This is a genomic window from Bacillus sp. FSL W8-0770 (genome assembly GCF_038008705.1).
Classification (GTDB): Bacteria; Bacillota; Bacilli; order Bacillales; family Bacillaceae_G; genus Bacillus_A; species Bacillus_A cereus.
This window is the reverse complement of record NZ_JBBOZR010000001.1, coordinates 3,499,284-3,513,101: the sequence shown is the minus strand read 5'-3', so window position 1 is coordinate 3,513,101 and position 13,818 is coordinate 3,499,284. Positions and strand designations below refer to the sequence as shown.

The window sequence follows — 13,818 nt, the reverse complement described above, 5'->3', positions numbered from 1 at the left end:
TAGGTAAGATGTGTGATAGAGTTTCGAAATGTCTCCAAAGTGTATCCAAATGGTACAAAAGGATTGAATAATATAAACTTGAAAATTCAAAAAGGTGAGTTTGTTGTAATGGTAGGGCTGTCTGGAGCTGGAAAATCTACACTTCTCAGATCTGTAAATCGTCTTCATGAGATTACCGAAGGAGAAATCATTATTGAAGGTGAGTCTATTACTGCTGCGAAAGGAAAAGAATTAAGGCGTATGCGCCGGGATATCGGTATGATCTTCCAAAGTTTTAATCTTGTAAAGCGATCAACAGTATTAAAAAATGTATTAGCTGGTCGTATTGGATATCATTCCACATTACGTACAACGTTAGGTTTGTTTCCGAAAGAAGATGTGGAGCTCGCATTTCAAGCGTTAAAAAGAGTGAATATTTTAGAAAAAGCATATGCACGTGCTGATGAATTATCAGGAGGACAACAGCAACGTGTATCAATAGCTAGAGCATTGGCACAAGAAGCAAAAATCATATTGGCAGATGAGCCTGTTGCATCGTTAGATCCACTTACGACAAAGCAAGTATTAAATGATTTGAAAAAAATCAATGAAGATTTTGGAATTACAACAATTGTGAATTTGCATTCTATTGATTTAGCTAGGCAATATGCGACACGTATTATTGGATTACATGCAGGAGAAATTGTTTTTGATGGTTCAGTAGAAGAGGCGACAGATGAAAAATTTGCTGAAATTTATGGAGATGTAGCACAGAAAAATGAATTGTTAGAGGTGGCAGTTAAATGAGTGACGTAACGATATATTCGAAATCGATACCGAAGCCGCCGAGTAAGTTAAAACATATGTTAACGTTTATTCTAGTCATTTTACTGTTGTGGGGAAGTAGTATACAGGTCGACGCATCATTTTCAAAGCTAGTAGTTGGTTTTCCTAATATGATGGATTTGTTAAAAGAAATGGTGCCGCCAGATTGGAGTTATTTTCAAGTTATTACAACAGCAATGTTAGATACAATACGTATGGCGATTATTGGGACGACTTTAGGAGCGATTTTAGCTATTCCACTTGCACTGTTTGCGGCAAGTAATGTGTTTACTAGTACATTTTTATACAGTCCAGCTCGATTGATTTTAAATTTTATTCGAACGATACCAGATTTATTATTAGCGGCAATTTTCGTAGCTATTTTTGGAATAGGACCACTTCCGGGTATTTTAGCTCTTACTTTTTTCTCAATTGGGCTCGTGGCGAAATTGTTGTATGAATCAATTGAATCAATTGACCCGGGCCCACTAGAAGCGATGACAGCTGTAGGGGCTAATAAGGTGCAATGGATTGTTTATGGAGTCATTCCACAAGTAAAAGCACACTTTGTTTCCTATGTACTATATACATTTGAGGTGAATGTACGTGCAGCGGCTGTCCTAGGTTTAGTAGGAGCAGGTGGTATTGGATTATATTATGATCGTACACTTGGATTTTTACAATATAAACAAACTGCTTCTATAATTATTTATACCCTTATTGTTGTTTTGTTAATTGACTACATTAGTACATTGTTGCGGGAGAAACTATAATGAATAGAACGACGATGATTGTGCCAAAACCGAAGAAACCGAGTATATATCGCTGGATTATTTTAATAGCACTTACAGTTGTATATGCATGGGCCTTTTCAGGAGTGCCATTAGAGGGGATAAAGGACACAGCAGGTGAAATTACGAAAGCAATTATGACAGGGATATTGAATCCAGACTGGTCGTATGTATCTTTGCCAGATGGTGAAGATTTATTACATGGATTAATTGATACGTTGGCAATTGCAATATTAGGTACATTTATTTCTGCATTTTTATCTGTTCCGTTTGCCTTTTGGGCGGCAACGAATATGAGTAGTGGAAAATTAACTTCAGGATCTGGGAAATTTGTACTTAGTTTTGTTCGTACGTTTCCTGAATTAGTTATGGCTCTTTTATTTATAAAAGCTGTTGGTCCAGGCTCTTTTGCAGGAGTATTGGCCTTAGGATTACATTCTATTGGAATGTTAGGGAAACTATATTCAGAAGGAATTGAAAACATAGATAATGGACCGACGGAAGCGTTACTAGCAACAGGAGCAAACCGTTTTCAAATACTTTGGTATGCAGTGTTACCACAAGTGTTACCGGATTTTCTATCGTATACGTTATACAGATTTGAAATTAATGTACGATCCGCTGCGATTTTAGGGGTTATTGGAGCAGGAGGGATTGGTACACCTTTAATTTTTGCGCTGAGTTCACGGAATTGGTCTCGTGTTGGGATTATTTTATTAGGTATCATTTTAATGGTAATTATAATTGATTTGATTTCAAGTTCGATTCGGAAAAGGATTGTTTAACTTATTTGAAAAGCATCGAAGTTAGATGCTTTTTTATGTTTTTAAAAACGTAAGTATAGAAGAAAATTGTATAAATATACAGATAATTCCCTTTCTTTTTAAAATAAAAATAATGAAAAAGTATGTCATATTGAATGCCCATACATTCCCGGAAACATTGATTTTTTTATAAAAAATCAAAAAAATATCAACATATTTGTCGATACATGTTGTATAATCTTGCGTGGGAAGCTATCATATAAATGTATAAAACGTTTACTAATATAAGCGAAGGGAAGAATAGCATGTCACATTCAATCGAACAACTTTCTATCAACACGATTCGCACATTATCCATCGATGCGATTGAAAAAGCAAACTCTGGTCACCCAGGAATGCCAATGGGTGCAGCACCAATGGCTTATACATTATGGACTCAATTTATGAAACACAATCCAAATAACCCAACGTGGTTTAACCGTGATCGTTTCGTATTATCTGCAGGTCATGGTTCAATGTTATTATACAGCCTACTTCACCTATCTGGTTATGATGTAACAATGGATGACTTAAAGAACTTCCGTCAATGGGGAAGCAAAACTCCAGGACATCCTGAGTACGGTCATACAGCTGGTGTAGATGCAACGACTGGTCCACTTGGACAAGGTATTGCAACTGCTGTAGGTATGGCAATGGCTGAAAGACATTTAGCTGCTAAATATAACCGTGATGCGTATAATGTAGTAGATCATTATACATACGCTATTTGTGGTGATGGAGATTTAATGGAGGGCGTTTCTGCTGAAGCATCTTCATTAGCTGCTCATTTACAATTAGGTCGTCTTGTTGTGCTTTATGATTCAAACGATATTTCATTAGATGGCGATTTAAATCGTTCATTCTCTGAAAGTGTAGAAGATCGTTACAAAGCATACGGATGGCAAGTAATCCGTGTTGAGGATGGAAACGATATTGAAGCAATCGCGAAAGCAATTGAAGAAGCGAAAGCTGACGAAAAACGCCCAACGCTAATTGAAGTAAGAACGACAATTGGTTTCGGTTCTCCAAACAAATCAGGAAAATCAGCTTCACATGGTTCTCCACTTGGTGTAGAAGAAACAAAATTAACGAAAGAAGCATATGCTTGGACTGCTGAGCAAGACTTCCACGTAGCAGAAGAAGTATATGACAACTTCCGTAAAACAGTACAAGATGTTGGTGAAACTGCGCAAGCTGAGTGGAACACGATGCTAGGTGAATATGCACAAGCATACCCAGAATTAGCAAACGAATTCCAAGCAGCAATGAACGGTCAACTTCCAGAAGGTTGGGAGCAAAACCTACCAACTTATGAATTAGGATCAAAAGCAGCAACTCGTAATTCTTCTGGTGCTGTAATTAATGCAATTGCAGAGTCTGTACCATCATTCTTCGGTGGATCTGCTGACCTTGCTGGTTCTAACAAAACATACATGAATAACGAAAAAGACTTTACAAGAGATGATTACAGCGGTAAAAACATTTGGTACGGTGTACGTGAGTTCGCAATGGGTGCAGCAATGAACGGTATTGCACTACATGGTGGTTTAAAAACTTACGGTGGTACGTTCTTCGTATTCTCTGATTACTTACGTCCAGCAATTCGCCTTGCAGCATTAATGCAATTGCCAGTAACGTATGTATTCACACATGACAGTATCGCTGTTGGTGAAGATGGTCCAACACATGAACCAATCGAGCAATTAGCAGCGCTTCGTGCAATGCCAAACGTTTCTGTTATCCGTCCTGCTGATGGTAACGAATCTGTTGCAGCTTGGAGACTTGCTTTAGAATCTACAAACAAACCAACTGCTTTAGTATTAACTCGTCAAGACCTTCCAACATTAGAAGGTGCAAAAGATGATACGTATGAAAAAGTAGCAAAAGGTGCATATGTAGTTTCTGCAAGCAAGAAAGAAACGGCTGATGTAATCTTACTTGCAACTGGATCTGAAGTAAGCCTAGCTGTTGAAGCTCAAAAAGCATTAGCAGTAGACGGCGTTGACGCAGCTGTTGTCAGCATGCCATCTATGGATCGCTTCGAAGCTCAAACTGCAGAGTACAAAGAATCTGTATTACCAAAAGCAGTAACAAAACGTTTCGCAATCGAAATGGGTGCTACATTCGGATGGCACCGTTACGTAGGTCTTGAAGGAGATGTGTTAGGTATCGATACGTTCGGTGCTTCTGCTCCTGGTGAGAAGATTATGGAAGAGTATGGATTTACTGTAGAGAACGTTGTTCGTAAAGTAAAAGAAATGCTTTAATGATTTCAGAAAAATCTCTCCGGCATGGAGAGGTTTTTCTATGTAAATGAGTTTTTTCGACAGAAAAAGTTTTTTATCTCTCCGCAGTCAGACAATCATTGCAAATTTTCTTATATATAATGAAGAGAAAAGGTTGTCCAGATTGGGAGTGGAAAAATGAAAACGTATGAATTGTATTTAATTCAAGAGGATATTGCGAAAGCTTATTTTGGTCGTGAATATTTGTTTTTTGATTTATTTGCTCGATTTTCAGAATCTGGGTCCCTTTCGGAGAAAAAAGTGTTATATAAGCAAATGATGTATATAACGATGCCATTGCAAGTAATGAAAATTCATCATAAATTAGAACAAGCTTTGCGCGTTCTTGGTAAATATGATAGAACACATCATACACATACACTTTATACGGGAGCGGAGTACGGCGAAATAATGGTGAAACCGCACTATATTCGTATGAATACCTCTGGAAATGTCTCTATGGAAACAACATTCTTTGAGGTGTTAAGAAAGTGTGAATTAACATTTTTAGCTATGGATTATGAAAATACAAAGTACGGATGGCTGAATCCTCTAAAACAAGTACGAACATATGTGTAAAAAATGTCGAATTGTATCTTGTCTTATTGAAAAGGTTTTAGTACACTGTAAGGTAGACAACATGAAGGAGGAAAATATATGCCAATTTGGTTAGGTATTCTAGTGGGCGTAGTAGCACTAGTAGCAGGCGTGGCGTTAGGATTTTTCATTGCCCGCAAATATATGATGAATTACTTACAAAAAAATCCACCAATTAACGAACAAATGTTAAAAATGATGATGATGCAAATGGGACAAAAACCTTCCCAAAAGAAAATCAATCAAATGATGAGCGCAATGAACAAGCAACAAATGAAATAAGCGCTAAAAGACACTCGCTAAGAGTGTCTTTCTTTTTGTTAGTTATAGTTTTTAAAACTTTTAAAAATTCTGTATTTTTGGTAAACTGAAAACATCGCTCATTTTAAGGGAGGAGGAAAAAAATGAAAGTGTTTATGAATTTAGCGTGGTTTTTTAAACAAGAAAAACGAGCGTACATAACTGGAATTATTTTATTGTTTGGCGTTGCACTTTTAGAACTTGTAGCACCAAAAGTAATTGGAATCGTTGTAGATGAAATTAATGATGGAACATTGACGACCGATAAGTTACTAAAATGGGTTGTACTATTAGTAATTGTAGGCATTACGATGTACATATTACGTTACATATGGCGTATTATGATTTTCGGGTCTTCGTTAAAATTAGCTCGCCAATTACGAAAAAATTTATATGAACATTTTACAAAGATGAGTCCATCTTTCTATCAGTCAAATCGAACAGGTGATTTAATGGCACATGCGACCAATGATATTCAAGCGATCCAGCAAACTGCTGGAGCGGGTGTTTTAACGCTTGTTGATTCATTAGCTGTTGGGGGATGTGTACTCGTAGCGATGGGTTTTACAATTAGTTGGAAGTTAACATTGTTAAGTTTAATTCCGATGCCGATTGTAGCCATTTCGACAAATTATTATGGAACGTTATTACATAAAAGGTTTCATAAAGCACAGCAATCGTTTTCGGAAATTAATGATAAAGTGCAAGAGAGTATGAGTGGAATGAAAGTGATTCGATCGCTTGGACAAGAGAAAGAAGATTTGCAGGCGTTTCGAAAAAAATCAGAAGATGTTGTGCATAAAAATGTGTTAGTTGCACGTATTGATTCGTTATTTGATCCGACAATCGCTCTTATCGTTGGATTTTCTTTTTTAATTGCAGTATGTTACGGATCGGTATTAGTTGTAAGAGGTGAATTAACAGTAGGTGATCTCGTTACATTTACGACATATTTAGGTACCCTCGTTTGGCCAATGTTAGCGTTTGGATGGTTGTTCAATATTATGGAGCGTGGGCGTGCTTCATATGACCGTGTAGAAAAAATTCTTTCACAAAAATCAGATGTAGTAAATAGAGAAAATGCTGTACATACGATAGCGAGCGGTAATGTTTCGTTTGCCGTTGATTCATTTTCGTATAAGAAAAATGAACTGTTACATTTAAACGATATTCACTTTGATTTGAAGAAGGGCGAAACGCTAGGAGTTGTAGGACGTACAGGTGCAGGGAAAACGACTTTATTAAAATGTTTAATCCGTGAGTATGATCATTTTAATGGTGAATTAAAAGTTGGGGAGCGAGATATTCGAGATTTAACACTTCATGGTGTCCGTTCTGCTATTTCATATGTGCCACAAGATCATTTTTTATTTTCAGCAAGTATTGGTGAGAATATCGCCTTTGGAAAGGCGGATGCTACATATAATGAAATTACCCAAGCTGCAGATATTGCTTGTATTCATAATGATATCCTCCAATTTTCAGAAGGATATGAAACAGTAGTAGGGGAAAGAGGCGTTTCGTTATCTGGTGGTCAAAAACAGCGAATCTCTATTGCTCGTGCTTTATTAACAAATGCTGAAATTTTAATTTTGGATGATTGTTTATCAGCGGTAGATGCAAAAACAGAAGAGACAATTTTAAGTGCCTTAAAGAGGGAAAGAGCAGGGAAAACGACGATTATTACTGCACACCGATTAAGTGCAATTCAGCATGCCAATCTTATTCTTGTTGTTGATGAAGGTAGAATTGTACAAAGAGGTACACATGAGGAATTAATGAAGGAAAACGGCTGGTATAAAGAAATGTATGAAAGTCAGCAATTAGAAGCTTTAGTTGAGAAAGGAGGCGTATGATGGTAGAGAAGAAGCGAAGTGATTTAAGTAGATTGCTTTCTTATATGAAGCCATATAAAGGGTTGCTATCTTTAGCGTTTATCTTTTTAGTTGGTGCGACAGTAACGGAAATGATGGGGCCTTTTTTAATTAAACAATTCCTCGATGAACACCTAGTACCGCGGGATTTTGAACGATCAGCACTCGTTACTTTATTTGTAATTTACATAGTTGCTCATTTATTAAAAGTATTATTTACGTATTTAAATCTATTGTACTTTCAGAACATTGCTTTTAAGATTGTTCAAGATATGCGAGTTGAAGTATATGAACATGTTCAAAAGCTGTCATTAAGTTTCTTTGATCGTACGCCAATTGGTACGCTCGTATCTCGTATAACGAATGATACGGAAGCGATTAAAGATTTTTATGTCAGTGTATTATCAACATTTGTGAAAAATGTAGTCTTTTTAGTAGGTATTTTAATAGCGATGTTTTTATTAGATGTAAAATTAGCGTTATTTTCTCTCGTATTAATTCCGATAATGTTCGCGATTATGGTATTATATCGCCGGAAAAGTGCAGCTTTTTATTTAGAAGTACGTAATCAACTAAGCGTGTTAAATGCAAAATTGAACGAGTCCATACAAGGAATGAATATTGTTCAAGTGTTCAGACAAGAAAAACGTATGAGAAAAGAGTTTGAAGAAGTGAATAATAAACATTATAGTGCAGGGCGACGTACTTTGAAGTTAGACGCATTACTTTTACGACCAGCTACGGATTTAGTACATATTGTAGCTATTGCGTTAGTACTAGGTTTATTTGGGATTGATGCTTTAAAGAGCCCTGTTGAAGTAGGAGTTTTATATGCTTTTGTTAACTATATACATCGTTTCTTCCAACCTGTAAATGAGATGATGATGAAATTGTCCTTTTTCCAACAGGCACTTGTTTCGTCATCACGTGTATTTCATTTAATGGACGAGAAAGATTTAGCACCGGTTCAAAAAGGCAATGAGAATCCTCAAGTTGTGGATGGAGATATTGAATTTAAAAATGTTACTTTTTCGTATGATGGAAAGCGTGACGTTTTAAAAAATGTATCATTTCACGTGAAACAAGGGCAAACGGTTGCTTTTGTTGGGCATACTGGTAGCGGAAAAAGTACGATTATGAATTTGTTAATGCGATTTTATAATCTTAAGTCAGGAAATATTGTAATAGACGGTGTAGATTTAGAAAAATTTGAAGAACGAGAAATTAGAAAGAAAATAGGACTCGTATTGCAAGATGCATTTTTATTTGCTGGAAATGTAAAGCAAAATATTCGTATGTATAATGAAGAAATTACGGATGAAGAAGTAAAAGAAGCTGCTCGATTTGTGCAAGCGAATACGTTTATTGAAAAGTTACCAGAGCAGTATGAAACAGAAGTAGTAGAAAGAGGTGCAGCATTTTCAAGCGGTCAACGACAATTAATTGCTTTTGCTAGAACTATAGCAACGAATCCGAAAGTATTAGTATTAGATGAAGCAACAGCTAATATCGATACAGAAACAGAAGAGGCTATTCAAACAGCGTTGCAACAAATGCGAAAAGGTAGAACGACGATAGCCATTGCGCATAGGTTATCTACAATTCAAGATGCAGATCAAATTTTTGTGATGCATGATGGAGAGATAGTAGAAAGAGGAACACATCAAGAATTACTAAGTGAGCAAGGTTTGTATTATAATATGTACTTGTTACAAAATAAAGGGAGTTTGCAAAAGGCCTTGTAAATACAAGGTCTTTTTTATTTTGTATACAAAATATATTTACTCTTTGTTTCTATAGCATAAATGTCGTGTCCTCTTATGAAATTTGTACATATTGTATGTATACGAAGTAAAAAAATTGATAGGAGATTTTATATGCAAAACAGATCGAGTTCAAATGTTACGTTTATTGATGTGTCTCATTGGGAAGGGAATATTGATTGGAATGCAGTGAAGGCATCTGGAATTCCAGCAGCGTATGCAAAAGCGACAGAAGGTGTAAATTATATTGATCCTACTTTTACTAAAAATGTACAAGCAGCCCGAAGTGCGAATGTATTAATTGGTGCATACCATTTTGCACATCCAGAACAAAATGATGCAATTTCAGAGGCGAAATATTTTGTGAGTATATTACAAAGTAACCAGACAGACTTAATGCCAGTTCTGGATTTAGAATCACCAAAAGATCCGAGTAATAGTAATTTAACTGGTAGCGCTATATCGAATTGGGCAAGAAGCTTCATAAATTATGTGAAACAGGCTACTGGAAAAGATGTAATGTTATATACAGGAGTTTGGTATATTAATGAGTTCGGAATTAGCGGATTAAGTGATATTCCACTTTGGATTGCTAAATACTCTAGTACACCGCCTGCTGATGCTGGTGGATGGACAGCGTGGACAGCATGGCAGTACACAGATTCTGGACAAATTTCAGGTGTAGGAAATTGTGATGTATCAGCTGCAGTTTCACTAGAAGCTTTACAAGGGAATGGAGTAAGTGGTGGAGGGAATGTTTCTCCGCCTAATAATGCAACTCCAGTGTACGGGGTTGCTATAATTAATGGAGATAATGTGAATTTGAGAAGTGGACCATCTTTGCAGTCTAGTGTAATTCGCCAATTGAATCGTGGCGAAACATATGAAGTTTGGGGAGAACAAGATGGATGGCTTTGTTTAGGGACAAATCAGTGGGTATATAATGATCCGAGTTATATTCAGTATAAACATTATGTGGCGACTATTACTGGTGATAATGTAAATTTACGTGACGCTCCATCATTAAAAGGAAATGTTATAAGACAGTTACATCATGGTGAATCGTATCGAGTATGGAGTAAGCAAGATGGATGGCTTTGCTTAGGGACAAATCAATGGATATACTACGATCCAAGTTATATTCAGTATGGTGTACAATAGAGTGAAAATAAAAGGTGCCCCGTCAGAGGTGCCTTTTATCCCGCATTAACTGGCGGTAAGACCCCCACCTCAAAATTCAGCGGAAGCAAAGAAGTTAGGGGGGATCAATTGCCAGTAAACGCCCGATTGGTTCAACTAATAATCAGTGGGGAAGGAACAAAACCCCCACTGATTAAAGTTTCACTTTATTAAAAATATACAACTTTTACAAAGTCTATATCGAAACCATAGTATACTATAGTAGATATATTTTAAAAAAATAATAGAAAATGAAATAAAGGGGTAAAAATATGAATTATGTGCTAATAGGTGCGGTTTTAATATTATTAGCTGTAGTATTTGTGCTGTTTTATAAAAATAAACAGTTAGAATCAGAGAGTCAGCAAGTAGAATTTGAAAAGAAACAAGCAATTGAAACGTATGAAAACGAAATTGCAGCTACGGTGATAGAGCATAAAGAACAACAAAATAATTTAAAAAATATGGAACAGAAAAAATACAATGATTTACAAGTAAGTGCAAATAGAGAAATTGAAAATATGCGTATGATGAAAAATCAATTAGCTATGCAGCATAGTAAAGAACGTAGTGAAATGCAAAATAAACATAATAACGAAATACATATGTTTCAAAAATTAATTGCAAATTTACGAGAATATACTAAAAACGGTGCTGAAATGAATACGTACGAAACATTACATTATATGAAGCGAGGATTCATAGAGCAAGGCATCATATTAGATGCTGAATTTCAAGTCATGCCGAATGTTTTTATTAAAAATAATAGTGAAATAAACGATAATAGAATCCATCATCTCATCTTGTGCAAAACTGGTATTTATCTACTGGAGACGAAAGAATGGAACGAGAAATTAATTCATGGTTTAACGAAAGAAAATGCTGGTATATATTCATTTATGATTGATGAAATGGGTAAGTATCAACAAGAAGTTGAAAAAGAAGAGACATTTGAATATATAGTAGGTAAAGATTCGTCAACTATGCAAGTGAAAAATGAAGGAAATCCAGTATATAAGGCGAAGAAACTATCTAAAATTTTATACAATTGTTTGAATGAAATACAGGCTAATAGTATAAAAGAAAAGGTAAAACCAGTTGTATATTTTTATAATGAAAATGGAAAAGAAATAATAGATCTTTCTAGTGAGGAAACACCTAGATTAAAAGATCGGGAGCAAATTGTAACGTTCTTCAGAAATGAAATCTTAGCAGGGAAAGTAGTATATACAGTGCAAGAATTAGAACAGATTCGAGAAATGATTAGCCGGATGAATTATATAGTGAGTTAAAAGGGGAGATCTTTCTGAACGCTATGCTACGTGGCATTTTGTATGTCTATTTTTGTTTGTATATAGTAATGTACATTCTATTTATATTCGTCATTGATATGGTCCATATACCCTTAAGTGTAAGGAGCATTTTTGTAGTATTCATACCATTTGTTTTATTAGTCATGATTCAAAGGGCTATTTTATATGTTTCTAAAAATCGTAATGAAGAAAAGAAGCAAATGTTGGGGGGGTTAATAGTAGCACTCATACCATTAATAGTGTGCACTGTACAACTAAGTGTAAATGAATATACATCAAAGTTTAATCAAAATAGATGGTTAAATCATGCAGATAAGCGGGTATATATGGTAGATGATCTATTACAAAAATATAAATTAATAGAGAAATCAAATGAAGAAATTATACAATTGTTAGGAGCTCCAACGGAAACGAGAAGTGGGGAAGAAGGAGTTACCACTTTGTATTATCTTGGGACTGAACGTGGCTTTATTCCAATAGATAGCGAACAGCTTGTTTTCCAATTTGATAGAGATGGAAAAGTCATGGAATATACGGTGCATAAAGATTAAAGAAACGTAGAGGGAAGCTATATGTTATAGCTTCTTTTTTATTTTTCAATATGTCACGGAAGGGGGAGGAGGTTTTTGAGTGGAATAAGGAATGAAAGCGGAGGTGATGCATATATATAGATGCATTGGGTGATTATTAGTCCGATTGGTGAGGGGTAATAATTAATAAGTACGGACAAAAACCCCACTCATTAAAGTTTCACTTTATCATATTGTATAAATGAAAAGGAGGTAAGACGGTGAAAGCAATCCCGACTGATGTCCTGAGTAAAGAATTGATGGAAAGAGAAGGAGTTATCTCTATTACAGTAAAGGAATTTGAAAAGATAGAAGTAGCTGGAGTGGTGGTCGCTGGTCCAGCAGTTATTTTGATTAATCAAGATTAAGTACATATCATTGAAATAAAAAGCATCCATCTAGGATGCTTTTTATTTGTATGTAAGGATAAATATGATGGATAATTGTGTTATTGGAGGGAAAGTCTGTGGCAATAATTATAACAATGTTAGTAATGGGTATTTTATTAGGATTTGTTGGAGCTGGAGGAGCTGGGTTTATTATCGCGATACTCACTTTAGTATTCCAAATCCCTATTCATGTTGCTCTTGCAACATCTTTAACTGCAATGGCATTTACGACATTATCAGGTGTTGTAAGTCATTACCGTGAAGGCAATGTTGCACTTATTATAGGCGGGATTGTTGGGGGATTTGGCGCAATTGGCTCTTATATTGGTTCTAAATTTGGTTCACTTATACCAGCACATCTTCTTCATTGGTTTACAGCTGGGATGTTATTTTTATCGGCAATTTTTATGTTTATTAAATTAATTATGTTCCAAAACAAAGAAAAGTCGTCTTTATATAAACATAAAGAGTTTTCCGTGAACTACTTGTTGAAATGTGTATGCCTTGGATTAGTTACTGGAATGATGGCTGGTTCATTTGGGATTGGTTCTGCACCGTTTATTCAACTTGGATTAATGGTTCTATTGGGACTTACGATTCAGCAATCTGTAGGGACAACAATGCTTGTTATATTACCGATTGCAATTGGAGGCGGGATAGGATATAGTTCGGAAGGATATTTAGATTATATATTGTTATTACAAGTATTGATTGGGACCATGTTAGGGGCATACATTGGCGCGAAGTTTACAAATTATGCACCGCGAACGCTTTTGAGGTTTTCGATGATTATGACACCGGTTTTAGCTGGTTGTATGCTATTGATGGAATAAAGTGAAATTATAATCAGCAGGGGGTTACTGCCTACAAATAGCGGGATAAAATTAATATAGCAAACTATTAATATATTTTACGAATGAATTATATAGGTAATTCATATTTCCCATATAAAAGGATTTGTTTTAATATTATGAGTGTAAAGTTCGAGTATTCGAAGTACTACTTGAATTATATCCCTATCCCTTTTCTAAAAATGCGAACAAGTTTTGCCCTATTCTATTCAATAGTTAATTGCATAGAAATATATTGTTCGATGACCATTATGGAACGTACATAATGGGAAAATCCCGATCCTTAAAGAGGATGCCCCT

General features: G+C 35.5%; 13 protein-coding genes. All 13 read left to right on the top strand.

Features of this window, described 5'->3' with window-relative positions:
- Positions 1-12 precede the first annotated feature (12 nt).
- The 13 genes from phnC to NST27_RS17955 all read left to right on the top strand — a co-directional run bounded on the left by phnC (position 13) and on the right by NST27_RS17955 (position 13,500).
- Entirely contained in the window at positions 13-786 is a 774-nt protein-coding gene (phnC, locus tag NST27_RS18015) for a phosphonate ABC transporter ATP-binding protein (protein ID WP_000569246.1), read from the top strand.
- A complete protein-coding gene (gene phnE, locus NST27_RS18010; RefSeq protein ID WP_047386637.1) occupies positions 783-1,577 on the top strand; it encodes a phosphonate ABC transporter, permease protein PhnE in 795 nt (264 codons plus the stop codon). The genes phnC and phnE (NST27_RS18010) overlap by 4 nt, the downstream gene beginning before the upstream one ends.
- A complete protein-coding gene (phnE, locus tag NST27_RS18005) occupies positions 1,577-2,380 on the top strand; it encodes a phosphonate ABC transporter, permease protein PhnE (protein ID WP_001082386.1) in 804 nt (267 codons plus the stop codon). The genes phnE (NST27_RS18010) and phnE (NST27_RS18005) overlap by 1 nt, the downstream gene beginning before the upstream one ends.
- Positions 2,381-2,664: 284 nt before the next feature.
- The gene (gene tkt / locus NST27_RS18000) at positions 2,665-4,665 is read left to right on the top strand and encodes a transketolase (protein WP_000019766.1); all 2,001 of its coding nucleotides are present in this window, start codon (positions 2,665-2,667) and stop codon (positions 4,663-4,665) included.
- Positions 4,666-4,821: 156 nt separating this feature from the next.
- A complete protein-coding gene (sirA, locus tag NST27_RS17995; RefSeq protein ID WP_000860645.1) occupies positions 4,822-5,262 on the top strand; it encodes a sporulation inhibitor of replication protein SirA in 441 nt (146 codons plus the stop codon).
- Between the two features lie 78 nt (positions 5,263-5,340).
- Positions 5,341-5,562 carry a YneF family protein gene (locus NST27_RS17990; protein ID WP_001123317.1) on the top strand — a complete coding sequence of 74 codons (222 nt, stop codon included), beginning with the start codon at positions 5,341-5,343 and terminating at the stop codon, positions 5,560-5,562.
- A 122-nt stretch (positions 5,563-5,684) separates the two neighbouring features.
- The gene (locus NST27_RS17985; RefSeq protein WP_000862450.1) at positions 5,685-7,436 is read left to right on the top strand and encodes an ABC transporter ATP-binding protein; all 1,752 of its coding nucleotides are present in this window, start codon (positions 5,685-5,687) and stop codon (positions 7,434-7,436) included.
- Complete coding sequence (locus NST27_RS17980) at positions 7,436-9,199, top strand: ABC transporter ATP-binding protein (protein WP_000229518.1); 1,764 nt, start codon at positions 7,436-7,438, stop codon at positions 9,197-9,199. The genes NST27_RS17985 and NST27_RS17980 overlap by 1 nt, the downstream gene beginning before the upstream one ends.
- 132 nt (positions 9,200-9,331) lie before the next feature.
- Complete coding sequence (locus NST27_RS17975; RefSeq protein WP_047386635.1) at positions 9,332-10,378, top strand: GH25 family lysozyme; 1,047 nt, start codon at positions 9,332-9,334, stop codon at positions 10,376-10,378.
- A gap of 290 nt (positions 10,379-10,668) precedes the next feature.
- Positions 10,669-11,688 carry an NERD domain-containing protein gene (locus NST27_RS17970; RefSeq protein ID WP_001110274.1) on the top strand — a complete coding sequence of 340 codons (1,020 nt, stop codon included), beginning with the start codon at positions 10,669-10,671 and terminating at the stop codon, positions 11,686-11,688.
- Between the two features lie 23 nt (positions 11,689-11,711).
- A complete protein-coding gene (locus NST27_RS17965) occupies positions 11,712-12,260 on the top strand; it encodes a hypothetical protein (RefSeq protein ID WP_000943749.1) in 549 nt (182 codons plus the stop codon).
- Between the two features lie 239 nt (positions 12,261-12,499).
- Positions 12,500-12,646 carry a BC1881 family protein gene (locus NST27_RS17960; RefSeq protein WP_000644411.1) on the top strand — a complete coding sequence of 49 codons (147 nt, stop codon included), beginning with the start codon at positions 12,500-12,502 and terminating at the stop codon, positions 12,644-12,646.
- 98 nt (positions 12,647-12,744) lie between these two features.
- Positions 12,745-13,500 carry a sulfite exporter TauE/SafE family protein gene (locus NST27_RS17955; protein WP_000974667.1) on the top strand — a complete coding sequence of 252 codons (756 nt, stop codon included), beginning with the start codon at positions 12,745-12,747 and terminating at the stop codon, positions 13,498-13,500.
- Positions 13,501-13,818: the final 318 nt, after the last annotated feature.

What these genes read in the sequence shown, in the direction of transcription:
- phnE (WP_047386637.1), top strand. Translation starts at nt 783, where the DNA reads ATGAGTGACGTAACGATATATTCGAAATCGATACCGAAGCCGCCGAGT.
- phnE (WP_001082386.1), top strand. Translation starts at nt 1,577, where the DNA reads ATGAATAGAACGACGATGATTGTGCCAAAACCGAAGAAACCGAGTATA.
- tkt (WP_000019766.1), top strand. Translation starts at nt 2,665, where the DNA reads ATGTCACATTCAATCGAACAACTTTCTATCAACACGATTCGCACATTA.
- sirA (WP_000860645.1), top strand. Translation starts at nt 4,822, where the DNA reads ATGAAAACGTATGAATTGTATTTAATTCAAGAGGATATTGCGAAAGCT.
- NST27_RS17990 (WP_001123317.1), top strand. Translation starts at nt 5,341, where the DNA reads ATGCCAATTTGGTTAGGTATTCTAGTGGGCGTAGTAGCACTAGTAGCA.
- NST27_RS17985 (WP_000862450.1), top strand. Translation starts at nt 5,685, where the DNA reads ATGAAAGTGTTTATGAATTTAGCGTGGTTTTTTAAACAAGAAAAACGA.
- NST27_RS17980 (WP_000229518.1), top strand. Translation starts at nt 7,436, where the DNA reads ATGGTAGAGAAGAAGCGAAGTGATTTAAGTAGATTGCTTTCTTATATG.
- NST27_RS17975 (WP_047386635.1), top strand. Translation starts at nt 9,332, where the DNA reads ATGCAAAACAGATCGAGTTCAAATGTTACGTTTATTGATGTGTCTCAT.
- NST27_RS17970 (WP_001110274.1), top strand. Translation starts at nt 10,669, where the DNA reads ATGAATTATGTGCTAATAGGTGCGGTTTTAATATTATTAGCTGTAGTA.
- NST27_RS17965 (WP_000943749.1), top strand. Translation starts at nt 11,712, where the DNA reads ATGCTACGTGGCATTTTGTATGTCTATTTTTGTTTGTATATAGTAATG.